20 protein-coding genes are annotated in these 23,469 nt (G+C 59.3%); 8 read left to right on the top strand and 12 right to left on the bottom strand.

All coding sequences use genetic code 11. The annotated features are described in order from the left end of the window. Positions 1 to 32 precede the first annotated feature (32 nt). Together folB and folK are read left to right on the top strand one after the other, a co-directional pair. Positions 33 to 389, top strand: coding sequence for a dihydroneopterin aldolase (gene folB, locus AB4P97_RS20895; RefSeq protein WP_042561393.1), 357 nt, complete (start codon positions 33 to 35; stop codon positions 387 to 389). Then, the gene (folK, locus tag AB4P97_RS20890; RefSeq protein ID WP_042561392.1) at positions 380 to 895 is read left to right on the top strand and encodes a 2-amino-4-hydroxy-6-hydroxymethyldihydropteridine diphosphokinase; all 516 of its coding nucleotides are present in this window, start codon (positions 380 to 382) and stop codon (positions 893 to 895) included. Before folB ends, folK begins: the two co-directional genes overlap by 10 nt. Before the next feature lie 94 nt (positions 896 to 989). Here the strand turns inward: folK and AB4P97_RS20885 are convergent, their stop codons facing one another. The 11 genes from AB4P97_RS20885 to AB4P97_RS20835 form a co-directional block, all read right to left on the bottom strand. Next, a complete protein-coding gene (locus AB4P97_RS20885) occupies positions 990 to 2,213 on the bottom strand; it encodes a multifunctional CCA addition/repair protein (protein WP_042561391.1) in 1,224 nt (407 codons plus the stop codon). Positions 2,214 to 2,276: 63 nt separating this feature from the next. Beyond that, on the bottom strand, positions 2,277 to 3,839 hold the full coding sequence (locus AB4P97_RS20880) for a SpoVR family protein (protein WP_042561390.1): 1,563 nt from the start codon (positions 3,837 to 3,839) through the stop codon (positions 2,277 to 2,279). Further along, positions 3,836 to 5,107, bottom strand: a complete 1,272-nt coding sequence (locus AB4P97_RS20875) for a YeaH/YhbH family protein (protein ID WP_042561389.1) — start codon at positions 5,105 to 5,107, stop codon at positions 3,836 to 3,838. The genes AB4P97_RS20880 and AB4P97_RS20875 overlap by 4 nt, the downstream gene beginning before the upstream one ends. Positions 5,108 to 5,224: 117 nt before the next feature. Continuing rightward, positions 5,225 to 7,147: a PrkA family serine protein kinase gene (locus AB4P97_RS20870; protein ID WP_042561388.1), complete on the bottom strand. Its 1,923-nt coding sequence runs from the start codon at positions 7,145 to 7,147 to the stop codon at positions 5,225 to 5,227. A 294-nt stretch (positions 7,148 to 7,441) separates the two neighbouring features. After that, entirely contained in the window at positions 7,442 to 7,771 is a 330-nt protein-coding gene (gene glpE, locus AB4P97_RS20865) for a thiosulfate sulfurtransferase GlpE (protein ID WP_042561387.1), read from the bottom strand. 33 nt (positions 7,772 to 7,804) lie between these two features. Continuing rightward, a complete protein-coding gene (locus tag AB4P97_RS20860; protein WP_115147185.1) occupies positions 7,805 to 8,686 on the bottom strand; it encodes a symmetrical bis(5'-nucleosyl)-tetraphosphatase in 882 nt (293 codons plus the stop codon). Next, positions 8,686 to 9,066 (bottom strand): Co2+/Mg2+ efflux protein ApaG, encoded by a 381-nt coding sequence (apaG, locus tag AB4P97_RS20855; RefSeq protein WP_042561385.1) that lies wholly within the window; start codon positions 9,064 to 9,066, stop codon positions 8,686 to 8,688. The genes AB4P97_RS20860 and apaG overlap by 1 nt, the downstream gene beginning before the upstream one ends. A 113-nt stretch (positions 9,067 to 9,179) precedes the next feature. Next, on the bottom strand, positions 9,180 to 9,998 hold the full coding sequence (gene rsmA, locus AB4P97_RS20850) for a 16S rRNA (adenine(1518)-N(6)/adenine(1519)-N(6))-dimethyltransferase RsmA (RefSeq protein WP_115147186.1): 819 nt from the start codon (positions 9,996 to 9,998) through the stop codon (positions 9,180 to 9,182). Further along, complete coding sequence (pdxA, locus tag AB4P97_RS20845; protein ID WP_395601551.1) at positions 9,995 to 10,984, bottom strand: 4-hydroxythreonine-4-phosphate dehydrogenase PdxA; 990 nt, start codon at positions 10,982 to 10,984, stop codon at positions 9,995 to 9,997. The genes rsmA and pdxA overlap by 4 nt, the downstream gene beginning before the upstream one ends. Next, positions 10,981 to 12,297, bottom strand: a complete 1,317-nt coding sequence (gene surA / locus AB4P97_RS20840) for a peptidylprolyl isomerase SurA (RefSeq protein ID WP_147282620.1) — start codon at positions 12,295 to 12,297, stop codon at positions 10,981 to 10,983. The genes pdxA and surA overlap by 4 nt, the downstream gene beginning before the upstream one ends. Beyond that, positions 12,278 to 15,076 carry an LPS-assembly protein LptD gene (locus AB4P97_RS20835; protein WP_042561382.1) on the bottom strand — a complete coding sequence of 933 codons (2,799 nt, stop codon included), beginning with the start codon at positions 15,074 to 15,076 and terminating at the stop codon, positions 12,278 to 12,280. Before AB4P97_RS20835 ends, surA begins: the two co-directional genes overlap by 20 nt. A 131-nt stretch (positions 15,077 to 15,207) precedes the next feature. Between AB4P97_RS20835 and AB4P97_RS20830 the strand changes: the two genes are divergently transcribed. From AB4P97_RS20830 to AB4P97_RS20820, 3 genes are read left to right on the top strand one after another with little or no spacing between them, the layout of a single operon-like run. Continuing rightward, on the top strand, positions 15,208 to 16,227 hold the full coding sequence (locus tag AB4P97_RS20830) for an aminoglycoside phosphotransferase family protein (RefSeq protein WP_042561381.1): 1,020 nt from the start codon (positions 15,208 to 15,210) through the stop codon (positions 16,225 to 16,227). Next, entirely contained in the window at positions 16,224 to 16,895 is a 672-nt protein-coding gene (gene murU / locus AB4P97_RS20825; RefSeq protein WP_261736648.1) for an N-acetylmuramate alpha-1-phosphate uridylyltransferase MurU, read from the top strand. The genes AB4P97_RS20830 and murU overlap by 4 nt, the downstream gene beginning before the upstream one ends. A gap of 1 nt (position 16,896) precedes the next feature. Further along, positions 16,897 to 17,664: a TerB family tellurite resistance protein gene (locus tag AB4P97_RS20820; protein WP_042561379.1), complete on the top strand. Its 768-nt coding sequence runs from the start codon at positions 16,897 to 16,899 to the stop codon at positions 17,662 to 17,664. Between the two features lie 119 nt (positions 17,665 to 17,783). On the opposite strand, the gene AB4P97_RS20815 is transcribed toward AB4P97_RS20820, so the two are convergent. Next, entirely contained in the window at positions 17,784 to 18,773 is a 990-nt protein-coding gene (locus tag AB4P97_RS20815) for an alpha/beta hydrolase family protein (RefSeq protein ID WP_395601550.1), read from the bottom strand. Between the two features lie 73 nt (positions 18,774 to 18,846). Here AB4P97_RS20815 and AB4P97_RS20810 point away from each other — a divergent pair, with 73 nt between their 5' ends. The 3 genes from AB4P97_RS20810 to AB4P97_RS20800 all read left to right on the top strand — a co-directional run bounded on the left by AB4P97_RS20810 (position 18,847) and on the right by AB4P97_RS20800 (position 23,438). Then, positions 18,847 to 21,243 (top strand): PAS domain S-box protein, encoded by a 2,397-nt coding sequence (locus AB4P97_RS20810; RefSeq protein WP_395601549.1) that lies wholly within the window; start codon positions 18,847 to 18,849, stop codon positions 21,241 to 21,243. A 110-nt stretch (positions 21,244 to 21,353) separates the two neighbouring features. Further along, positions 21,354 to 21,983 carry a response regulator transcription factor gene (locus AB4P97_RS20805; protein ID WP_008147212.1) on the top strand — a complete coding sequence of 210 codons (630 nt, stop codon included), beginning with the start codon at positions 21,354 to 21,356 and terminating at the stop codon, positions 21,981 to 21,983. A 330-nt stretch (positions 21,984 to 22,313) separates the two neighbouring features. Next, positions 22,314 to 23,438: an ABC transporter ATP-binding protein gene (locus tag AB4P97_RS20800; RefSeq protein ID WP_042561376.1), complete on the top strand. Its 1,125-nt coding sequence runs from the start codon at positions 22,314 to 22,316 to the stop codon at positions 23,436 to 23,438. Positions 23,439 to 23,469: the final 31 nt, after the last annotated feature.

The following is a 23,469-nucleotide window of genomic DNA, read 5'->3' as shown; positions in this document are numbered from 1 at the left end:
TTGCGCCCTTGTCGTGCAGCGGAGAAAAGTGCGTGGACAGAGTGTTTATCGAGGGCCTGGAAGTCGACACCGTGATCGGTGCTTACGACTGGGAGCGCGGCATCCGACAGTGTCTGCGTCTTGATCTGAGCTTCGCCTGGGACAATCGCCCGGCCGCGGCCGGTGATGACCTGACCCTGGCGCTCGACTACGCCAGCGTTTCCACGCGTATCCAGGCGTTTGCCGAACAGGCGCAGTTCCAACTGGTCGAGACCTTTGCCGAGCGTCTGGTCGCGGTACTCATGGACGAATTCAAGATCACCTGGGTACGCCTGAAGCTGACCAAGCCCGGCGCCGTGCCGGCCGCCAAGGGTGGCGTGGGTGTGGAGATCGAGCGCGGATGTCGCTGACTCAGGTCTATCTCGGGCTCGGTAGCAACATCGAGCGCGAAACCCATTTGCGCGCCGGTCTGGATGCGCTGGCCACTTTTTTGGTGGATATCCGCTGTTCGGCGGTATTCGAAAGCCAGCCTGTGGGGATCAAAAGTGGTCCGTTCTTCAACTTCGTGGTGTCGGCGTTTACCGACCTGCCGTTGATGGAACTCGATCGTCGCTTGAAATTCATCGAAGCAGATAACGGTCGGTATGCGCCTGACCGTAAGGGGTTGCCGCTGGATATCGACGTGCTGTTGTACGGCGATCTGGTGGGCAATTTCGACGGATTGGTTCTACCGCGCGCCGAAATACTGAAAAACGCCTTCGTGTTGTGGCCACTGTCGCTCATTGCGCCAGATCGCGTGCATCCGGCTGTGGGAAAAAGCTTCGCGACACTGTGGGCCGAGGCGCAGATTGATCAAGTGTTGGCGCCGGTGGGGTTCGAGTGGCGGGGCGAGCAGCTCACACCGCCAAGTCTATAAATCAAAAGATCTCAAGCTCCTACAGGGAAATGCGAATTCCCGTGTAGGAGCTGTCGAAGGCTCGGGCCGTGATCGGACATCTTTTGAGCTGGCCTCAGGCGTTCTCTTTGTAAGCCTTCAAAGCCTTGAGCCGTTCGCGCTTAAGCGCCTCGCCCAGTTCAGGGCCCTTGAATCCTTTCTCTAGCAGTGGCTGCACCGCCACGCCGCGCGCCACACTGGCCGCGCCCCGCAAATAATCAGCCTGTGGGTAACTCCTGTCCTCCAGCCCCTTGCGGCCTCGGGCATCCATCTCGCACGCAGCGATAAACTCTTCGAATCGCTGCGGCCGGCGATAGACATCAAAACTTTGCAGCAGCTCCAGCAACGTTGAGGCCTTCAACTCCAAGGCGCGGTGGCCGTGAGTGTGGTACTGGCCTACCAGCAGCGCCAATTCCTGACAGTCCTTCGGCGCCTTGAAGCGTTCGTTGACCACTTTGATCAGCTTCAGCCCCTTGTGTTCGTGGGCGATGTGTCGTGGCCATTCCTCTTCTGGCGTCAGGCCTTTACCGAGGTCGTGCAGCAGGCAGGCCCAGCGTACGGTGAGCGGCTGTTTGTGCCGCGCCGATTGCTCCAGCACGCTAAGCGTGTGGATACCGCTGTCGATTTCCGGGTGATGGATTTCTGGCTGCGGCACACCGAACAGCGCATCTACTTCAGGCATCAGCACTTTCAGTGCGCCGCAATCGCGTAAGACCTGAATGAACACCTGCGGTTGGTCTTCCATCAGTGCCCGGGAGATTTCCTTCCAGCTGCGTTCGGCTGTCAGTGCCTCAAGTTCGCCAGACTCACTGAGCTGACGCATCAGTTCCAGCGTCTCGGGCGCAACGGCAAAACCCAAATCCGCGTAGCGAGCGGCGAAGCGGGCAACACGCAGTACTCGCAGCGGATCTTCGGCGAATGCCGGCGAAACGTGACGCAGGACTCGAGCTTCGAGGTCGCGCTGGCCGTGATAAGGATCGGTCAGATTTTGCTGGTCGTCTTCGGCCATGGCGTTGATCGTCAGATCACGGCGGATCAGGTCTTCTTCAAGCGTGACTTCAGGGCTGGCGTGAAAGGTGAAGCCGCCATAACCGCGACCGCTTTTGCGCTCGGTGCGGGCGAGGGCGTATTCCGCGCCGCTTTTCGGATGAAGAAACACCGGAAAATCCGCGCCGACCGGGCGATAGCCCTGAGCGAGCATTTCTTCGGTGGTTGCGCCCACCACGACCCAGTCGATATCGGTGACCGGTTTGCCCAGCAAGCGATCACGTACCGCACCGCCAACCTTGAAAATCTGCATAAAAAACCTCCGTTAGCCCGACAGGATAACCCTTGCGTCGAACTTTCGGAGGCCAGAACCGAATCAAAGGTGAATGACGGCAAGGTCGAGCCGACCGTAATCCCCTTCGCTGTGTTCACCGCGTGGCGGAACGTGATGGGTTTTCATGATCTGGTCGCCTTGCAGCGTTTCCAGATGAATGTCGAAACCCCACAAGCGATGCAGATGTTTGAGCACCTCTTCGGTGGAGTCGCCCAGCGGTTTGCGGTCGTGTTGCTGATGCCGCAGTGTCAGCGAGCGGTCGCCGCGACGATCAATGCTGTATATCTGCACGTTCGGTTCACGATTGCCGAGGTTGTACTGCGCTGCGAGGGTTTCGCGGATAGTCCGATAGCCCGTTTCGTCATGGATGGCGGGTACCAACAGGTCATCTTTCTGGTCATCATCAAGGATGCTGAACAGCTTCAGATCGCGGATCACTTTCGGTGACAGGTACTGCAGGATGAAGCTTTCGTCCTTGAAGCTGCTCATGGCGAATTTGATGGACGACAGCCAATCCGTCCCGGCGATGTCGGGGAACCAGTGGCGATCCTCCTCGGTGGGCTCTTCGCACATGCGCCGGATGTCGCGGTACATGGCAAAGCCGAGTGCATAAGGGTTGATCCCGCTGTAGTAAGGGCTGTCGAAACCTGGCTGGAACACCACGCTGGTGTGCGACGTCAGGAATTCCATCATGAAACCGTCGGTGACCAGCCCTTCGTCATACAGGTCGTTCATCAGCGTGTAGTGCCAGAACGTCGCCCAACCCTCGTTCATTACCTGAGTCTGGCGTTGTGGGTAGAAGTACTGGGCGATCTTGCGCACGATCCGCACGATTTCCCGCTGCCAGGGCTCCAGCAACGGTGCGTGTTTCTCGATGAAGTAGAGGATGTTTTCCTGCGGCTCGGCCGGGAAGCGTGCGTTGTCCTTGTCGCTGTATTTGTCCGCGCCTTTGGGAATGGTGCGCCACAGATCGTTGATCTGTTTCTGCATATGTTCTTCGCGATCTTTCTGCCGACGACGTTCCTCTTCGGCGGAAATCGGATACGGGCGTTTGTAGCGATCAACCCCGTAGTTCATCAGCGCATGGCAGGAATCGAGCAGGTCTTCCACGGCATCAATGCCATGGCGTTCCTCGCATTGCATGATGTACTGCTTGGCGAACACCAGGTAATCGATGATTGAACTGGCGTCGGTCCAGGTGCGGAACAGGTAATTGCCTTTGAAGAAGCTGTTGTGCCCGTAGCAGGCATGGGCCACGACCAGGGCCTGCATGCAAATGGTGTTCTCTTCCATCAGATAGGCGATGCACGGGTCCGAGTTGATCACGATCTCGTACGCCAGCCCCATCTGCCCGCGACTGTAGGATTTTTCGGTGCTGAGGAAGTGTTTGCCGTAGGACCAGTGGTGGTAACCCAACGGCATCCCGACCGAGGCATACGCATCCATCATCTGCTCTGCGGTAATCACTTCAATCTGGTTGGGGTAGGTATCCAGCGCATAGCCGGCCGCGATACGGGCGATTTCGCGGTCGTAGGTCTGGATAAGCTCGAACGTCCATTCGGAGCCGGTGGAAATGGGTTGGCGTTTCTGCTCTTTGGCGGTCATGTCACTAACCTGCGCTGGAAGAGTTCACGGAAGACCGGATAGATATCCCCGGCCGAGACCAATTGCTGCTGGGCAAACGTATCGGAAAAGGCTTCGGCGATGCGTTCGTATTCGTACCAGAGGGCTTGGTGTTCGCGTGGGGTGATCTCCACGTAAGTGTAGTACTGCACAAATGGCATGATCTGATTGATCAGAATGTCGCGGCAGATGGGAGAGTCGTCGTTCCAGTTGTCTCCGTCGGAAGCTTGCGCGGCGTAGATGTTCCATTCGTTGCTCGGATAACGCTCTGCCATGATCTCCTGCATCAGTTTCAAGGCGCTGGAGACGATGGTGCCGCCGGTTTCCCGGGAATAGAAAAACTCCTCCTCGTCCACTTCCCGGGCGCTGGTGTGATGGCGGATGAACACGACGTCGATCTTGTCGTAGTTGCGCTTCAGGAACAGGTACAGAAGGATGAAGAAGCGCTTGGCGATGTCCTTGGTTGCCTGGGTCATCGACCCTGAAACGTCCATCAGGCAAAACATGACAGCCTTGGAGCTTGGGTTGGGTTGCTTGATCAGCAGGTTATATTTGAGGTCAAAAGTATCAAGGAATGGCACCCGATGGATGCGCGCGCTGAGCTTTTCGATTTCTGCTTCGAGTGTCTGAATATCGCCGAAGTTGTCGGGCTCTTCGCGTTTGATCCGCTCCAGTTCCGCTTTGGCTTCGCGCAGTTTTGCCCGGCTGCTGCCGGACAGGGCAATGCGCCGCGCGTGAGCTGAACGCAGGGTGCGGATGATGTTGATGCGTGAGGGATTGCCTTCGTTACTGATCCCTGCGCGCACGGTCTTGAAGGTGTCAGTGCCGGTCAGGTTGCGTTTGACCAGGTTCGGCAGTTCGAGGTCTTCAAACATGAATTCGAGGAATTCTTCCTGGGTAATCTGGAAGACGAACTCGTCCATGCCCTCGCCGGAATTACCCGCCTTGCCCGGGCCGCGTCCGCCGCCCCCTCCAGGAGGTCGGGCGATGTGTTCGCCGGCCGTGAACTCCTTGTTGCCGGGATGAACCACAGTCTGCTTGCCGCCGCGACCGTGGTGAAGCACCGGCTCGTCGATGTCGCGACCGGGAATGCTGATTTGTTCGCCGTGCTCCATGTCGGTAATGGAGCGACGGCTGACCGCCTCTTCGACAGCCTTTTTGATGTGGTCACGATAACGCCGCAGGAAACGCTGGCGGTTCACCGTGCTCTTGTTCTTGCCATTGAGACGTCGGTCGATCACATAGCTCATAGGCCCCTCCGGGGAGCTTCAAGTCATAAGCTTCAAGCTGCAAGTGAAAGCTCACCCCCTCTCGAGATCGGTTTTTGCTGTTCTCTTGCAGCTTGTCGCCAGAGGCTTGCAGCTGCTTTATTGCGATTTGCGGACCCGTAGGTACCATTCGGAAAGTAGCCGTACCTGTTTGTCGGTGTAGCCGCGTTCGACCATTCGTGTAACAAAGTCATTATGTTTCTGCTGGTCCTCTTTGCTGGCCTTGGCATTGAAGCTGATGACTGGCAGCAGGTCCTCGGTGTTCGAGAACATTTTCTTCTCGATGACCACCCGCAGTTTTTCGTAGCTGAGCCAGGTCGGGTTCTTGCCGTTGTTGTTGGCCCGGGCGCGCAACACGAAGTTGACGATCTCGTTGCGGAAATCCTTCGGATTGCTGATGCCGGCAGGTTTTTCGATTTTCTCCAGTTCCTCGTTGAGGGCGACACGGTTGAGGATCTCGCCGGTTTCCGGATCGCGGTATTCCTGATCCTGAATCCAGAAATCTGCATACAGCACGTAGCGGTCGAAGATGTTCTGGCCGTACTCGCTGTAGGACTCCAGGTAAGCGGTCTGAATCTCCTTGCCGATGAATTCGATATAGCGCGGTGCCAGATACTCCTTCAGGAAGCGTAGATAGCGCTCGCGGGTCTCCGCCTGGAACTGTTCCTGCTCGATTTGCTGTTCCAGCACGTACAGCAGATGCACAGGGTTAGCGGCAATTTCATGCGGATCAAAGTTGAAGACCTTGGACAGGATCTTGAACGCGAAGCGGGTCGACAGACCGTTCATGCCCTCGTCGACGCCTGCCGTGTCGCGGTATTCCTGAATCGACTTGGCCTTTGGATCGGTGTCCTTGAGGTTTTCGCCGTCGTACACGCGCATCTTCGAATAGATGTTGGAGTTTTCCGGCTCCTTGAGGCGCGACAGCACGGTGAACTGCGCCAGCATCTTCAAGGTGTCGGGCGCGCAATGCGCTTTGGCCAGGGAGCTGTTGAACAGCAGTTTGTCGTAGATTTTTACTTCATCGCTGACCCGCAGGCAGTACGGCACCTTGACGATGTAGATCCGGTCGATGAAGGCTTCGTTGTTCTTGTTGTTGCGGAAGGTGTGCCACTCCGATTCGTTGGAGTGGGCCAGCAGAATCCCGGTGAACGGAATCGCGCCCAAGCCTTCGGTACTGTTGTAGTTGCCTTCCTGAGTGGCAGTCAGCAGTGGGTGCAGCACCTTGATCGGTGCCTTGAACATTTCGACGAATTCCATCAGGCCCTGGTTGGCCCGGCACAGCGCACCGGAGTAGCTGTAGGCGTCAGCGTCGTTCTGTGGGTATTCCTCAAGTTTGCGGATGTCGACCTTACCGACCAGCGCCGAAATATCCTGATTGTTTTCATCGCCCGGTTCGGTCTTGGCCACGGCGATCTGGTTGAGGATCGACGGATACAGTTTGACCACGCGGAACTGACTGATGTCTCCGCCGAATTCGGCCAGGCGTTTGGTCGCCCAAGGCGACATGATGGTGTTGAGGTAGCGTTTGGGAATGCCGAAATCTTCCTCGAGGATCGCGCCATCTTCGGTGGCGTTGAACAGCCCCAGCGGCGACTCGAATACCGGCGAGCCCTTGATCGCGTAGAAGGGCACTTTCTCGATCAGCTGTTTCAGCTTCTCGGCCAGGGACGATTTACCGCCACCGACGGGGCCGAGCAGGTAGAGGATCTGTTTCTTCTCTTCCAGGCCTTGGGCGGCGTGGCGGAAATACGACACGATCTGGTCAATGCATTCTTCCATCCCGTGGAAGTCTTCAAAGGCCGGATAACGACGAATCACCTTGTTGGAGAAGATGCGTGACAGCCTCGAGTTGGTCGAGGTGTCGAGCAGTTCCGGTTCGCCGATGGCCAGCAATAGACGCTCGGCGGCGGAAACGTAGGCGCTACGGTCTTGCTTGCACAGCTCCAGGTACTCTTGCAGCGAGAGTTCTTCCTGGCGTGTGGACTCGAAGCGTTGTTGGAAGTGGCTAAAGATACTCATGACGTCACCTCGCTCGATACGTGGAGCCGACGCCGGATCACTCAGTCGATGCTGGCAAGCAGCCGTGGTGGCCACTTGTTTACCCCCCAGAACACTTTCGCGGTCGACAACCTTGAAAGTCACTCCCGATGACCCGTGCGCCGGTGTACCGGCTCTCCCCTGTTTTGGATGGCCTGGGCTTAAGGATAGTTGGGAATTCGGGAGGTAAAGGCGAGATACGTAATTAGTTGTGGCAGACCGTTCGTCTGTCACGCGCGGGCCCGCGGGAGCCGGGGCCTGCGCGGGACAAAAAAATTATTCGGTGGTGCCTTGCGCGGTTTCCGAAGGGTAGGTCGTACGCCACAGCTCGAAGCCGCCGTCCATGCTATAGACGTCGGAGAAGCCCTGGCTGATCAGGTACGCGGCGGCGCTCTGGCTGGAGTTGCCGTGGTAGCAGACCACTACCGTAGGTGCATCAAGGTCGGCGGCACGGATGAAGTCCGAGATGGAAACGTTGTCCAGATGCTTCGAACCGCTGATATGCAGTGCGGCAAAAGTAGCGGGATCACGGACATCGACCATCACCGCGCCTTGCTCGCGCAGGGCCTGGGCCTGTTCCGGGGAGATGCGTTTGAATTCGCTCATGGCGGGTTCCTGTTGCTCGGCTGATTGCGCAGTCTAACGCGGGGCGCTGACTGGCGAAGTTTCGGGGATAAGTGGTGTGAGCGGGGACAGCGCGCCGCCATGTTCATCGCATTTGCAGGAAAGGCGTTCGCCGCTGTCGACGTTCATCAGGGTCAGACTGCCGCCCCAGACGCAGCCGGTGTCCAGAGCGAAAATACCTGGCTCATGGATATTGCCCTCCAGTGCCGCCCAGTGTCCGAAGATGATCCGCGACCCTCTGGTCTTGCGCTCTTTATGCTGGAACCACGGTTTGTAACCGGGTGGGGCGGTGTCCAGACCTTCCTTGCTCTTGAGATCGAGTTTGCCTTCGGCCGTGCAGAATCGCATGCGGGTGAAATAGTTGGTGATCACACGCAGGCGGGTGACGCCTTTGAGGTCGCTATCCCATTTTGCCGGCTCGTTGCCGTACATGCCGTCGAGGAACGCGGGAAGCAGGTTGTCGTCACGCAGGGCTGTTTCGACTTCATTGGCACACTTCAGGGCGCGGCGCACAGACCATTGTGGCGGGATGCCGGCATGGACCATGGCAACGTCACGCGTCTCGTCGTAGTGCATGAGTTTTTGTTGGCGGACCCACTCAAGCAGTTCGTCACAGTCGGGGGCGTCGAGAATCTCGCGCAGGGTGTCGGACTTCTTCAGGCGTTCGATGTTCTTCGCCGCGGCGAGCAGGTGCAGATCATGGTTGCCGAGGACACAGACCAGCGAGTCGCGCATGCCATATAGAAAACGCAGGGTTTCCAGTGACTGCGGGCCGCGGTTGACCAGATCACCGACCAGCCAGAGCCGATCATGCGCAGGATCGAACGCCACTTGCCTGAGCAGACATTTGAGCGGTTCGAGACAGCCCTGCAGGTCACCAACAGCGTACGTTGCCATCAGTGCAAGGCTCCGGGCACGGCGAGGCGAAAGGGTTTGATGACGGCATCGAAATGCTTGCCGTCGTCGGCGACCATTTCGTAGGTGCCCTGCATGGTGCCGACCCTGGTCGTCATCACCGTGCCACTGCTGTAGGTATGGCTTTTGCCGACGTCGATCAACGGTTGTTGGCCCACCACACCTGCGCCGCGAACTTCTTCTTTATGCCCGTCACCGTCGGTGATCACCCAGTGCCGCGAAATCAATCGCGCCGGGATCTCGCCGTTGTTTTGCACGGTGATGGTGTAGGCGAAGGCGAAGCGGTCGTGCTCGGGTTGCGATTGGTCTGCCAGATAGTGGGTAACGACGCTGACATCGACCTGGTAACGGGAATCGGACATGCAAGAGGCCTTAAACAAAGCGGAACGCGGGGCGTAGCTGATGGGGATTCAGTCTAGGCAAGTATCGGGCAGTAAACCAGAGTGGCGTCCTGCCCGATAGCGTTCATCGCCGGTCAGTCGGCGGCGGGAGCTTCAGGGACTTGCTCGCTGAGCTTGTCGGCCAAGCGCACGAAGGCCGCCAGGTCGAGTTGTTCCGGGCGCAGGCTGCCATCGACACCGGCGGCTTCGATCTCGGCATTGCTCATTAATTGCTTGAGCGTGTTACGCAGAGTCTTGCGGCGCTGGTTGAAGGCTTCGCGCACGACGCGCTCCAGCAAACGATGATCCTTGGCCGGGTGCGGCAGTACCGCGTGCGGCACCAGACGAACGATGGCCGAATCGACCTTCGGCGGCGGATTGAACGCGCCCGGTCCGACGTTGAACAGATGTTCGACGCGGCAATGGTACTGAACCATGATCGACAGACGACCCCAGTCACCACCACCAGGGCCTGCGGCCAGGCGCTCGACCACTTCCTTCTGCAGCATGAAGTGCATGTCGCGAATGATGCCGGCGTTGTTCAGCAGGTGGAAAATCAGCGGCGTGGAGATGTTGTACGGCAGGTTGCCAACCACACGCAGACTGTTCGGCTCGGCGTTGAGCGTATTGAAGTCGAACTTCAGCGCATCGCCTTGATGCAGGTTGAAATTGCTCTTGCCGGCAAACTGCTGGTTGAGGATCGGGATCAGATCCTTGTCCAGTTCCACCACGTCCAGTTGCCCACCGGAGTTCAGCAGGCCGGCGGTCAACGCGCCCTGGCCCGGGCCGATCTCCAGCAGGCGATCTGTAGGCTTGGCGCTGATGGAGCGCAGAATGCGGTCGATGACGCCGGCATCGTGCAGGAAGTTCTGGCCAAAGCGTTTGCGCGCCTTGTGTTGGTATTGCTCGGTCATAAACGGGTCTCGGCCATCTGGTAGGCGGTTTCCAGGGCGACTTGCAGGCTGCCGGTGTCGATCTTGCCGCTGCCAGCCAGATCGAGGGCGGTGCCGTGGTCAACCGAAGTACGGATGATCGGCAGGCCCAGGGTCACGTTGACCGCGGCGCCGAAGCCTTTGTACTTCAGCACGGGCAGGCCCTGGTCGTGGTACATCGCCAGCACTGCATCGCAGTGCTCCAGATATTTGGGGGTAAACAGAGTGTCGGCTGGCAGCGGGCCACGAAGGTCCATGCCCTCGCCGCGCAGGCGCTCTAATGTAGGTTCGATGATGTCGATTTCTTCATGGCCCAGATGTCCGCCTTCACCGGCGTGCGGGTTGAGCCCGCACACCAGAATGCGAGGCTGGGCAATGCCGAATTTTTCCTGCAGGTCGGCGTGCAGAATCCGCGTGACCCGCTCCAGCCGCTCCGGCGTTATTGCATCGGCAATCTCGCGCAGGGGCAGGTGAGTGGTGACCAGAGCTACGCGCAAACCATGCGTGGCAAGCATCATCACCACCAGGGAGGTATGGGTCAGGTCAGCCAGAAATTCGGTGTGTCCGGAAAACGCGATACCCGACTCGTTGATCACGCCCTTGTGGACGGGCGCGGTGATCATGCCGGCGAAGTCGCCGTTGAGGCAGCCGTTGCCGGCGCGGGTCAGGGTCTCGAGGACGAAAGCGGCATTGGCCTTGTCCAGTTGTCCGGCGGCCACAGGTGCGCTGAGCGGTGTATCCCAGACATAGAGACTGTTAGCCGGTGCCGGAGCATCAGGCCAGTGATTCGGCCCGACTTCCAGCAGATTGACGGCCAGCCCCAGCTGCGCGGCCCGCTCAAGGAGCAGGTCGCGGCTGGTGATGGCAATCAGGGGGTGTGGCTGGACTTGCGAGGCGAGCAGCAGGCACAGGTCGGGGCCGATGCCGGCTGGTTCGCCGGGTGTCAGCGCGAAACGCTTGGGTTTCACTGCGCTGCCTGGTCTGCACCAGGGAGTTTGATCTCTACGTACGCTTCGTCACGGATCTGACGCAACCAGGTTTGCAGCTCTTCGTCGTATTTGCGGTTACGCAGTACGGTCATTGCTTGCTGCTCGCGGGCCTGTTCGGTGCTGTCGGTGGCGCGACGGCCAAGGACTTCCAGAACGTGCCAGCCGTATTGGGTCTGGAACGGCTTGGACAGCTGACCTTGTGGGGTATTGGCCATCACTTGACGGAATTCCGGAACCAGTACGTTCGGGTCGATCCAGTTCAGGTCGCCGCCGTTAAGGGCGGAACCCGGGTCTTCCGAGTAGCTCTTCGCCAGTTCAGCGAAATCTTCACCGGCGCTGATGCGCTCATACAACGACTGGACCAGTGCTTTGGTCTTGGCTTCGTCGCGGATCGGGCTTGGCTTGACCAAAATGTGGCGCACATGCACTTCATCGCGCATCTGGCTTTCGCCACCACGCTTGGCCAGCAGCTTCAGGATGATGAAACCACCCGGAGTGCGTGCAGGCTGAGTGATGTCGCCGACGGCCATGCTGCTCAGTTCGCGATCGAACGGAGGTGGCAATTGTGCGGCTTTACGCCAGCCCATGTCGCCGCCTTCCAGTGCGTTGTCGCTGGCAGACTTGGCCACGGCCATCTGACCGAAGTCAGCGCCTTGCTTGAGCTGCTGGTAAACCTCCATGGCCTGACGCGCGGCGTTCTGAATCGCTTCAGAGTTGGCGCTTTCCGGGGTCGGAATCAGGATGTTGGCCAGGTGCAGTTCTTCGGACAGTTGCATCTTGCCCAGATCGGAGGCGAGGAAGTTCTTCACTTCCTGCTCCGACACCTGAATGCGTTCGGCTACACGGCGCTGACGCACACGGCTGATGATCATCTCGCGGCGGATCTGGTCACGGGCGTCGTCATAAGACAGACCGTCGCGAGCCAGAGCAGCGCGGAACTGATCCACGCTCATGTTGTTGCGCTGGGCGATGGTACCAACCGCCTGGTTCAGTTCTTCATCGGTGATGCGAATGCCGGAACGTTCGCCAATCTGCAGTTGCAGGTTCTCGACGATCAGGCGTTCGAGCACCTGCTGATCCAGAACGCCCGGCGGCGGCGAGCCGCCACCACGCTTGGCGATGGTCTGCTGAACTTCGTGGACGCGTTGGTCCAGTTGGCTCTGCATGACCACGTCGTTGTCGACGATCGCAACCACTTTATCGATGGACTGTACTGCGGCGTTGGCCGCAGTACCCAGGAACAGCGCGCCCAGCATCAGCGGGCGCAGACAATCAGAAAGCTTGGTCTTCACGTTCACGATAACCTTGGATGCCTTTGTCGAGGAAGCTCTCTACTTTGGCGCCAGTGAGGCCGCCGAGTCCCTTCAGAACAATTTGGAGGAAGACGCCATGGTCGCCTTTTTCGTTTTGCGGAGCTTCCTGACTGAATTCGTCGTAGGAAACCCAGTAACGGTTGATCAGGCGCAATTTCCAGCAGCAGTTGTCGTACTCGAAACCACCGAAGGCTTCCAGGGTACGGTTACGGTTGTAGTCGTACTGCCAGCGGCTGATCGCATTCCACTGTGGAACGATCGGCCAGATGACCGAGAAGTCATGCTGCTGGATTTTGTAGTAGTCCTTCACGTAGCCAGGCTGGCCTGGGGTGCCGTAGTCGCCACCACCCACGGTCCATTTACCGGTGGTTTGGTCGTAACGAACCTGGTCATTGCGATAGCGATAGCCGACGTTGATGACCTTGTTCGGGTTATCTTCAGGCTGGTAGTGGAACATCGCGCTGCCCGAACGCGGGCTGCGGCTGTCCGGATCCCAGTTGTAGTCGGCCGTGGTGCGCCAATCGCGGTTCCAGCGGTATTCGTATTCCAGCGCGTACGGCGATACATCGGATTTTGCGTCGTCACGATCGTTAAATGCGATGCCCGGCAGTTGAACCTTGCGGTCCTTGAAATACAACGCCTGGCCAACGCTGATGCGTTGACGCTCGAAGCCGTCGTCTTCGATCCAGCGGCTGGTCACGCCCAGCGACAGTTTGTTCTCGTCGCCGACACGGTCGGAGCCGGAGAAGCGGTTGTCACGGAACAGTGAGGCATAGTTGAAGGTGTATTCGCTGGTGTCGAATACTGGAATGTCTTCCTGGTCGACCTCAGGTACATAGAGGTAGAACAGGCGTGGTTCCAGTGTCTGGCGGTAATTTTTGCCGAAGTACGACGTGTTGCGGTCGAAATACAGACCGCTGTCGATGCTGGCGATTGGTACGCCACGGTTTTGGTTGCTGTCGAAAGTGCCGTTGAGCTTGTTCTGCTCCGCGGTTTGCCCGGCGATGTCGCTCTTGCCCTTACCATCCAGATCAAGCTGATACTGGGTGTACTGATACTTGAGCGATGGCTTCAGGAAGCCATAAGTCCAGTTCATCGGCAGGCTGACGCCAGGCTTCAGATTCAGACGATCGCCGTTGGCACGGTCCAGGCCACGAATGTTGGTATCCAGACGTGGCGCCACATTCCCATCTTCGTCGATGAAATTGCCAGTTTTCAGATCACGATCAAACCGCACAATCTCGGTCTCGTAATCGAAATTCAAACCTTCCGGATGATACGGCAGCTGACCATTGAAGGTGATCTGCGGCAGACGACCATACGGTGTGATGTTCGAAACAGTGGCCAATTGGTACTGCTGAGCATTCAAGCGTGCGGTGTAATTGTCGCCACGATAGGTGACCGAACCCTGCTGATTCACGAAGTCGCTGGACTTCACGCCAATCTGATCAGTTTCCAGATCCTGGAAGTAATACGGATCGCTGATCTTGGTGTAATCCACCTGGGTGAGCACGCGGGAGTCGAGACCGCCCTTGTGCTGCCAGTTGTACATGTAGCGGGTTTTTTCGTAATCGGTCTGCTTGCTGCGCTCGGTGTCGTCATCATTCAGGTAAGCAGCGCCGAACTGGCCTTCACTCGACTTGGTCAGGTAACGGAACTCGCCTTCCACCAACATGCCACGCTTGCTCATGTAGCGCGGATACAACGTGGCGTCGTAGTTCGGCGCCAGGTTGAAGTAGTACGGAGTCACCAGTGTGAAGCCGGTATCGGTGCTGGTGCCAATGGTCGGCGGCAGGAAGCCGGACTGGCGACGGTCATCGATCGGGAAGTAGATGTACGGCGTGTACAGAATCGGAATGTCTTTTACGCGCAGCGTCACGTTGGTCGCGGTGCCGAAGCCGGTGGCCGGGTTCAAGGTGATGTTGTTGCCCTTGAGCTGCCAGGCGTTGCTGTTCGGTTCGCACGTGGTGTACGTGCCGTCCTTCAAGCGGATGATCGCGTTCTCTGCACGCTTGGCGTACAGGGCGCTACCGCGAATGCGCGATTTGTGCATCACGTATTCGGCGTTGTCGACCTTGGCTTCACCGGTGTCGAGCTGCACGTCGGCATGGTCGCCGACGATCAGAGCGCCGTTATCACGGATACGCACATCGCCATTGAGTTCGGCGCGGCTCTCGGCCTGATACAGGCTGGCCTCGTCGGACTCGACCTGCATGCTGCCCTGACGCAGGACGACATCACCGGCCAGCGTACCAACTTGATCATCGGTGTTATAGCGCGAAGCTTTTGCGCCGATAAAGGTCGGAGCATCGCTTTTGCTCGTCTTGTCATTCATGCCAGGACGAGTGGGTTCGATGTAGGCACCGGAGCAGTACGGGCCGGTTTCGGCCAGTTGGGCGGCGGTGAGCTTCTCGCGCGGAACCCAGTCGAGGTGACTGAAGTCTTCGCTACGGGATTTCAACCCACGGCCTTTGGCTTCGGTGACCAGCGTTGGCTTGGCGCCATTGTCGGCAACCGAACCTTTATCGCTCGGGGCATCGCCGGTGGCGCTGACGGCACTGCCGTCATGCACTGGACGTGGTGGCAATGCAGCCGCCGACGTCTTGGGCGCACAGTCCCAACCACCCGTAGCCGATACGGAGCAGTCATACTGCTCGGCGGCAACAACGAATTGACTGGCCAGAGGTTGCATAGCCAGCAGACTGCCGGTTACCAACAATGGAAATTTTTTACGAAACGCGGGGGATTTCAATGCCATCTTATTAGTCCGGGCTTCCTGCGTGCCATCTGCCCGCGGTGGTGGGCCGCACGCCTCTCGATGGTCTGAAAAAGATGCTGGATAATAAAGCATGACCCGCTTGACGGCTAGCGCCGTCGGAGACCCTTGCAATGCCTGACCAAGATGTACGCTTGCAACACCTGAAAGTTTGGCTCGATGAGCAGTTGGCAATCCTGTTTGCAGATCAGGGCTGGGGCGCCGTGCCCCCGGCCACGTTGACCGCGGCCAGTAGCGACGCGAGTTTCCGCCGTTACTTCCGTTGGGAAGGCGAGGGTCGCAGTTTCGTCGTGATGGACGCGCCGCCCCCCCAGGAAAACTGCAAACCGTTCGTGGATATCGCTTTTTTGCTGGCGAAATCCGGAATAAATGTGCCAAAAATTTATGCCGAAGACCTCGAACGTGGATTTCTTTTGCTCAATGACCTGGGCAACAAGACTTATCTGGACGTGATCGACAGCGAAAATGCCGACGCATTGTTCAGCGATGCCTTGCAGGCGCTGCTGGCTTTTCAGCAGTTGCCGATGGTCGCGCCGCTGCCGAGTTACGACGTTGCATTGCTGCGCCGCGAGCTGGAACTGTTCCCCGAGTGGTACGTGAAGCGTGAACTGGGCGTCGAACTCGATTCGACCCAACAGCAGCAGTGGCAGCGCATCAGCGACTTGTTGATCGACAGTGCGCTGGCGCAGCCCAAAGTGCTGGTGCACCGCGACTACATGCCGCGCAACCTGATGCTCAGCGAGCCGAACCCCGGCGTGCTGGATTTTCAGGACGCGGTCTATGGCCCGGTCACCTACGACGTGACCTGCCTGTTCAAGGACGCCTTCCTCAGCTGGCCTGAAGAGCGCGTACGCGGCTGGCTGGAAAGCTACTGGCAGCAAGCCTCGGCGCTGAACATACCGGTGCAGCCGGACTTCGAAGACTTCCTGCGCGCCAGCGACCTCATGGGCGTGCAGCGCCACCTGAAAGTCATCGGCATCTTCGCGCGGATTTGCCATCGCGATGGCAAGCCACGCTACCTCGCCGATGTGCCGCGTTTCTTCTCCTATATAGAAGCAGTGATCGCTCGGCGTCCCGAACTGGCAGAACTGCAAGCGCTGTTTACCAGCCTGCGTGGCGGAGCGACGGCATGAAGGCCATGATTCTGGCGGCAGGCAAAGGCGAGCGCATGCGCCCGCTGACCCTGACCACTCCGAAACCGCTGGTGCGTGCCGGCGGCGTTCCGCTGATCGAATACCACCTGCGCGCCCTCGCGGCGGCCGGCTTCAACGAAATCGTGATCAATCACGCCTGGCTCGGTCAGCAGATCGAGGATTATCTGGGAGACGGTTCGCAGTTTGGCTTGAGCATCCAGTACTCGCCGGAAGGTGAGCCGCTGGAGACCGGCGGCGGAATTTTCCGCGCGCTGCCGTTGCTTGGCGACGATGCGTTTCTGGTGGTCAACGGTGATATCTGGACCGATTACGACTTCAGCGTGCTGCATCAGCCGATCAACGGTCTGGCGCATCTGGTACTGGCGGATAACCCGGCGCATCACCCGACCGGCGATTTTTCGTTGGTGGAGGGGCAGGTCATCGACGGCCAACCGAACGTGGCGACGCTGACCTACAGCGGCATCGCCGTGCTGCATCCGCAGTTGTTCGATGGCTGCGCGGACGGGGCTTTCAAACTGGCGCCGCTCCTGCGCAAAGCCATGGCGGACGGTGAGGTGACGGGCGAGCGCCTGAAAGGTCATTGGGTGGATGTCGGTACGCATGAGCGTCTGGCCGAAGCTGAAACCTTGATAGAAGCGAGTCGCTGATATGTTGTGGCCAGGGACTCTGATTGGAGCCGGGGCGGGTTTTGCAATCGCCAGCATTCCGGGGGCCATGCTTGGGGCGTTGTTGGGGCAGGCGCTGGATCGGCGTCTGCACTTGCAGAGCTGGGGGCATTTAAGGGAAAAGCTCGGCGGCCGGCCGATGTTGCGCAACGACGAACTGCTGTTTGTGTTGCTCGGACGTCTGGCCAAGAGCGACGGGCAAGTCAGGGACGGGCATATTCAGCAGGCACGTAACGAGATGCGCGCGCTGGAAATGAGCGAGCCGGCAATGCGTCGCGCGATCGCTGCGTTCAATCGCGGTAAGTCGGGTGGCGATAATCTGCGCGGGTATCTGCGGCGTCTGAGTGCGCAACCCCATGCTACCGAAGGCGTGTTGCGTGCCTGTTGGCGCATGGTCTGGGCTGACGGCCGGGCCGGCGTCAGTGAGCGCGAGTTGTTGGCGCAGTGGGGCAAGTGGCTGGGCTGGACGCCTCAGCAGGTGCAAGCGCTGGCCAGCGATTACGAACCGGGTAAGCGGCCCATCGTCAGTGCAGCGGTGACTTATCAGCAAGCGATGCGTTTGCTCGGCGTCTCGGCGAGCAGCGAGCCGGCGCAGATCAAACGGGCTTATCGACGACTGCTCAGTCGTCATCATCCGGACAAGATCGCTGGCAGCGGCGCGACCCCTGCGCAGGTGCGTGAGGCGACCGATAGGACTCGGGAACTGCACAGTGCCTATACGTTGATTCGTGAGCGGCGGGATTTTCGTTAGGCATTTTTAAGGTCAAAAGATCGTCCGATCGCGGCCCGAGCCTTCGGCAGCTCCTACATGGGATTGATGTACACCCTGTAGGAGCTGCCGAAGGCTGCGATCTTTTGCTTTTGCTTTGGTCAGTCCGGAGTCTGCGGATTCAACCAGCCGCGCACCCGACGGAACAACTGTTCCTGCTCGGCCTTGTTATCCGGCAATGCCCTCAGCGCCACCTGGCTGAATGCCGGGGTCTTCAAACGCTTGCTCGCTTGCATACGCTCCAACGCCGCATGGCGATCCAGTGGTTTATCCATATAGAAGATATCCGCCGTCGGCAGCTTCAGCGTTGGCGTCAGTTCCGCCAGTGGCGGTTTGGCCTTGGCCGGTGCCTGCGCGTCGACCATGACGAATTTCTCCACCTGCGCTGTCTGCCGCTCGCTCAGGTAACGCGCTGCCCAATAGGCGCCGGTGCCGTGGCCGAGCACAACGATGCTTCGCGCGCTCTGCTGTTCGGCGTAGGCAATGGCTGCGTCGATCCGCGCGAAGATCCGTTCGGCATCGGCTTTGGACTGTTCTTCAGTCGTCTCGGCCACCACTTGATCGGCGACTTCCGCTTCACCGCCTGCGGCCTGTTCGATGGGTTGCGCCGTGGTGGCATCCTTACTGCCAGTTTCCGGCGCTTTCGGCGCCGCTGCGGCTTCGACTACCCGCGGCGCGACCGCATCGCTTTGCAGATCGGGCAGGGTAATACTCAGGCTGCTCCACTCGGCGTTCGGCAACTTCTGCCGCAAAGGGCCGATTGCTTGAGGCCAGTCAGCGGTCTCGCCCGCGCCCGGGACGATAATCACTGCGCCTTTGGGATCGGCGGTGTTGGCCGGTTTCCACAGGGCCAGGAAGGTCTCGCTGGCCGCCTGCAACTGTTGCTGTTCTTGCGCCGGCACTTTACGTTCAAGTGCTGCAGCTTCTTCCTGACTACGCTCAAGCAGTGGCTGACGTTCGGCCGGTTTTTCTTCAGCGGGTTTTTCCGCTGCAGCGGCCGGGGCCGGATCGGCGGCGTTGACGGAAAACGCACAAGGCAGGATCAGCGACAGGCACAATGCTGGCATTGCCAGGCGGTAAACAGAGGACATCGGTTATTCCAGGCCAGAAAGTATCCCGGCAGCCTAATGGGTTGGTCAGAATTTGTCAGTTCAAGAGACTTCAATGAAGCGATTTCACTGCCTGTGGGTTATCGGCTGTTTGTGGTTTCCCTTGATGGGCTGGGCGGCGCCTGCGCCACCGGCGCACGTTGCGCAATTGTCGGCGAGTGAGCAGCAATGGCTCGCGCAGCACAACGAATTGCGCGTCGGCCTGGTGTTGCAGGCACCGTACGCGCAATACGACCGACGCTTGCAGCGGTTGTCCGGGGCCAATGTCGAACTGATGAAGTTGCTCGCCCAGGCACTCAATGTTGAGCTGAGCTGGCGCAATTTTCAGGATCTGGCGCAATTGGAAGCGGCGGTGCGCGATGGCGAAGTCGATATCGCCCCAGGGCTGACCCAGACACCCAGTGCGCTGCGCCTGTGGCAGTTTTCCGATCCGTACATGCGCGTGCCGCAACTGGTGGTCAGCGATCAGAAGGCCAGCGGCGTGGTGGATCTGGAAAAGCTCGACGGCCAGACCCGCGTCGCCGTGCGCATGCCGAGTACTACTGCCGACTATTTGCGCGGCAACTATCCGCATCTGAACCTGCAAGGCGTGCCGCTGGAGCGTCAGGCGTTGCAGCTGTTGTTGAGTCAGCAGGCCTCTTACGCGGTGGTCGATGAAGCGCAGCTCGGTCGGCTGTCAGTGGAACCGGAGTTCGCCGAACTGGTGGTGGTTGGCGACATCGGTCTGCCGCAACTGCTGCGCGTGGCTTCGCGGCGCGATTGGCCGCAGCTGGCGGGTATCGTCCAGAGCGCATTGCGTGCGATCCCGGCCAAGGATCTGGAACGCCTGCACAATCAATGGCTGCAACCCAAGTATCCGAGGTTGTCGGACTCGCCTGGGTTTTGGCAGAACCTCAGTCTGTTGTTCGCCGTCATGTTGCTCAGTTGCATGGCGATTGTGTTCTGGCAGCGGCGTCAGCAGCGCAGTCTCGAACAGCGTCTGCTCGCCGCCCGCGAAGACATTGCCCTGCGCGCAGCCAGCGAAGAAGCCTTGCGGCTGACGCAGTTTTCCATCGATCAAAGCACCGTCGGCATTCTTTGGGTCAACTGGGACAGCCACGTGCGGTACGCCAATCGGGCTGCAGAAAACATGCTCGGTTACCCCTCGGGTGGGCTGATCGAACGGCCGTTGATCGACTTCGAACCGGGCCTGCACATGGACCGTTGGCTCAACCTGTGGAAACGCGCGCGAGCCAGTGAAGAAGGGCCGCAGAGTTTCGAAACCAGTTGCGTGCGCGCGGATGGCAGTGTTTTGCCAGCGGACGTGTCGCTGAGTTTCTTGCGCTTTCGTGACAGCGAATATCTGGTCGTTTACCTCACCGACGTCACCGACCGTCGTCGTGCACTGGCCGCGTTGCAGGAAAGCGAGGCGCGACTGCAAGGCATCGCCGCCAACGTGCCGGGGCTGGTGTTCCGTCTGGAGCGGGCGCCGGTCACCGGGCAAATCGACTTTGCCTATATATCCGAGGGCAGCGAAAGTCTGGTCGGTTATGCCCCTGCGGCCATCGCTCACCGTGACATGGGCCTGCGCAGTCTGGTGCATCCGGACGACAAGGCCAGTTATCACCAGACCCAGGATCAGGCGCTGGACACCGATAGCGACTGGTCGTGGCAGGGGCGAATCCTCACGCGCCAAGGGGTGCAGCGTTGGGCCGAAATCAAGGCGATCACCCGACAGCTTGAAGATGGCGCTTATGTCTGGGACGGCATTGTCTGGGACATCACCGAGAGCAAGCGCATCGAGCTGGAACTGGCGTCATCGCGCGAGCAACTGCGCGAACTGTCGGCGCACCTTGAAAGCGTGCGCGAGGAAGAGAAGGCGCGGATCGCCCGCGAGGTACACGACGAGTTGGGGCAAATGCTCACGGTGCTGAAGCTGGAGACATCGATGTGCGAATTGGCCTACGCGCAACTCGATCCGGGTCTGCACGAGCGGCTGAACAGCATGAAACGCCTGATCGCCCAGCTGTTTCAGCTGGTGCGCGATGTGGCGACCGCGTTGCGGCCGCCGATTCTCGATGCCGGGATTGCCTCGGCAATCGAGTGGCAGGCGCGAAGATTCGAAGCGCGGACGCAGATTCCGTGCCTGGTGCAGGTACCGGACAATCTGCCACCGCTCAGTGATGCCAAGGCGATTGGTTTGTTCCGGATCCTGCAAGAGGCGCTGACCAATGTGATGCGTCATGCCCAGGCGCATACTGTGGAACTGACGCTGGTGCTGGCAGGCGACGAATTGTGTCTGACAGTCAGCGATGATGGCGTAGGATTTGTCGCCGCTGCTGGTCGGCCGACTTCGTTTGGTTTGGTAGGCATACGTGAGCGGGTGCTGATCATGGGCGGGCGGTTTGCGCTTGAAAGTGAGCCGGGGGAAGGCACCAGTCTGATGGTGTGGGTGCCGGTGGATGAAGCCTGATGGTTGAGTGGTGTTGATGCTGGCCTCTTCGCGAGCAGGCGCGCTCCTACGTTGGAATGCATTTCCCTGAGGGAGCGAGCCTGCTCGTGAATTTTGAAGTGGAGAAGAACGTGATCCGAGTACTGGTAGCCGAAGACCACACCATCGTCCGCGAAGGCATCAAGCAATTGATCGGCCTGGCCAAGGATCTGCTGGTGGTGGGGGAGGCGAGCAATGGCGAACAATTGCTCGAAACCCTGCGCCATGTGCCGTGCGAAGTGGTCTTGCTCGACATCTCCATGCCCGGGGTCAACGGACTGGAAGCGATACCGCGAATCCGCGCGCTGAATAATCCGCCAGCGATTCTGGTGCTGTCGATGCACGACGAAGCGCAAATGGCCGCACGTGCGCTAAAGATCGGCGCCGCGGGTTACGCGACCAAGGACAGTGATCCGGCGCTGCTGCTCACTGCCATTCGTAAAGTTGCGGCGGGCGGGCGTTATATCGATCCGGATCTGGCTGACCGCATGGTCTTTGAAGTCGGCCTGACGGATTCGCGGCCGTTGCATTCGCTGTTGTCCGAACGCGAGTTCTCGGTGTTCGAGCGCCTGGCCCAGGGCGCCAACGTCAACGACATCGCCCAGCAACTGGCCCTGAGCAGTAAAACCATCAGCACGCACAAGGCGCGGCTGATGCAGAAGCTCAATATCACTTCACTGGCGGAACTGGTGAAGTACGCGATGGAACACAAACTTCTCTGACCTGAACGCGATCCTCTGTAGGAGCTGCCGAAGGCTGCGATCTTTTGATCTTGATCTTAAAAAACAAGATCAAAAGATCGCAGCCTTCGGCAGCTCCTACCAGGGGGGTGTGTGGGCATATCTGTTAGCGACAGCCGCTTTTGCTGGTTCTTGCGGCTCGCAGCTTGTCGCTCTTGGCTCGCTTGCCAATGCGCGCCATCCTTGTAGGGCGATCCCTACCCCCAACCTTCCATACGGCTGAGGCGATTCTCTCCTGCGCCCCGATTTGCGTGGCTGCCGCCAGCCACTAGGCTGGATACACAAGCAGTCATCAACAACAAAGGTGTGGGTATGAGCCAGGTCGATACAAGCGCAGGAGCCAGTGATGTACTGGTCAGCTTTCGTGGAGTGCAGAAAAGCTACGACGGCGAGAACCTGATCGTCAAAGACCTCAACCTGGACATTCGCAAAGGCGAATTCCTCACCCTGCTCGGGCCGTCCGGTTCCGGCAAGACCACCAGCCTGATGATGCTCGCCGGTTTCGAAACCCCGACCGCCGGTGAAATTCTGCTGGCCGGTCGCTCGATCAACAACGTGCCGCCGCACAAGCGCGACATCGGCATGGTGTTCCAGAACTATGCCTTGTTCCCGCACATGACCGTGGCCGAAAACCTCGCGTTCCCGTTGAGCGTGCGCGGGCTGAACAAGAGCGACGTCAGCGACAAGGTGAAAAAAGTCCTGAGCATGGTCCAGCTCGATGCCTTCGCCCAGCGTTATCCGGCGCAGTTGTCCGGCGGCCAGCAGCAACGTGTGGCGCTGGCCCGCGCGTTGGTGTTCGAACCGCAACTGGTGCTGATGGACGAACCCCTCGGCGCCCTCGACAAACAACTGCGTGAACACATGCAGATGGAAATCAAACACCTGCATCAGCGCCTCGGCGTGACCGTGGTCTACGTGACCCACGATCAGGGCGAAGCACTGACCATGTCCGACCGCGTGGCCGTGTTCCATCAGGGCGAAATCCAGCAGATTGCGCCGCCGCGCAGCCTCTACGAAGAACCGAAAAACACCTTCGTCGCCAACTTCATCGGTGAGAACAACCGCCTCAACGGCCGGTTGCTCAGCCAGAACGGCGAGCGCTGCGTGGTCGAGTTGGGTCGTGGCGAGAAGGTCGAGGCGCTGGCGGTAAACGTCGGCCAGACCGGCGAGCCGGTGACCCTTTCGATCCGTCCGGAACGCGTCAGCCTCAACGGTTCGAGTGATCAATGCGTTAACCGCTTCTCAGGGAGGGTGGCGGAATTCATCTATCTGGGCGACCACGTCCGGGTGCGCCTGGAAGTCTGCGGCAAGACCGACTTCTTCGTGAAACAACCGATTGCCGAGCTCGATCCAGGGCTCAGCGTCGGCGACGTGGTTCCGCTTGGCTGGCAGGTCGAGCACGTTCGCGCGCTTGATCCTCTTTTAGAGGCGAACTGATCGCCCCGGCAATACCAACACCAACCCTGCA

The organism is Pseudomonas sp. A1230 (genome assembly GCF_044218825.1).
GTDB lineage: Bacteria > Pseudomonadota > Gammaproteobacteria > Pseudomonadales > Pseudomonadaceae > Aquipseudomonas > Aquipseudomonas iridis.
This window is presented reverse-complemented; position numbering and strand designations above follow the sequence as displayed.

Coding starts and splice junctions, on each gene's coding strand:
- AB4P97_RS20860 (WP_115147185.1), bottom strand. CDS start 8,686: ATGGCAACGTACGCTGTTGGTGACCTGCAGGGCTGTCTCGAACCGCTC.
- AB4P97_RS20835 (WP_042561382.1), bottom strand. CDS start 15,076: ATGGCATTGAAATCCCCCGCGTTTCGTAAAAAATTTCCATTGTTGGTA.
- AB4P97_RS20815 (WP_395601550.1), bottom strand. CDS start 18,773: ATGTCCTCTGTTTACCGCCTGGCAATGCCAGCATTGTGCCTGTCGCTG.
- AB4P97_RS20870 (WP_042561388.1), bottom strand. CDS start 7,147: ATGAGTATCTTTAGCCACTTCCAACAACGCTTCGAGTCCACACGCCAG.
- AB4P97_RS20830 (WP_042561381.1), top strand. CDS start 15,208: ATGCCTGACCAAGATGTACGCTTGCAACACCTGAAAGTTTGGCTCGAT.
- murU (WP_261736648.1), top strand. CDS start 16,224: ATGAAGGCCATGATTCTGGCGGCAGGCAAAGGCGAGCGCATGCGCCCG.
- AB4P97_RS20820 (WP_042561379.1), top strand. CDS start 16,897: ATGTTGTGGCCAGGGACTCTGATTGGAGCCGGGGCGGGTTTTGCAATC.
- folK (WP_042561392.1), top strand. CDS start 380: ATGTCGCTGACTCAGGTCTATCTCGGGCTCGGTAGCAACATCGAGCGC.
- glpE (WP_042561387.1), bottom strand. CDS start 7,771: ATGAGCGAATTCAAACGCATCTCCCCGGAACAGGCCCAGGCCCTGCGC.
- AB4P97_RS20885 (WP_042561391.1), bottom strand. CDS start 2,213: ATGCAGATTTTCAAGGTTGGCGGTGCGGTACGTGATCGCTTGCTGGGC.
- rsmA (WP_115147186.1), bottom strand. CDS start 9,998: ATGACCGAGCAATACCAACACAAGGCGCGCAAACGCTTTGGCCAGAAC.
- AB4P97_RS20810 (WP_395601549.1), top strand. CDS start 18,847: ATGAAGCGATTTCACTGCCTGTGGGTTATCGGCTGTTTGTGGTTTCCC.
- AB4P97_RS20875 (WP_042561389.1), bottom strand. CDS start 5,107: ATGAGCTATGTGATCGACCGACGTCTCAATGGCAAGAACAAGAGCACG.
- AB4P97_RS20800 (WP_042561376.1), top strand. CDS start 22,314: ATGAGCCAGGTCGATACAAGCGCAGGAGCCAGTGATGTACTGGTCAGC.
- AB4P97_RS20880 (WP_042561390.1), bottom strand. CDS start 3,839: ATGACCGCCAAAGAGCAGAAACGCCAACCCATTTCCACCGGCTCCGAA.
- apaG (WP_042561385.1), bottom strand. CDS start 9,066: ATGTCCGATTCCCGTTACCAGGTCGATGTCAGCGTCGTTACCCACTAT.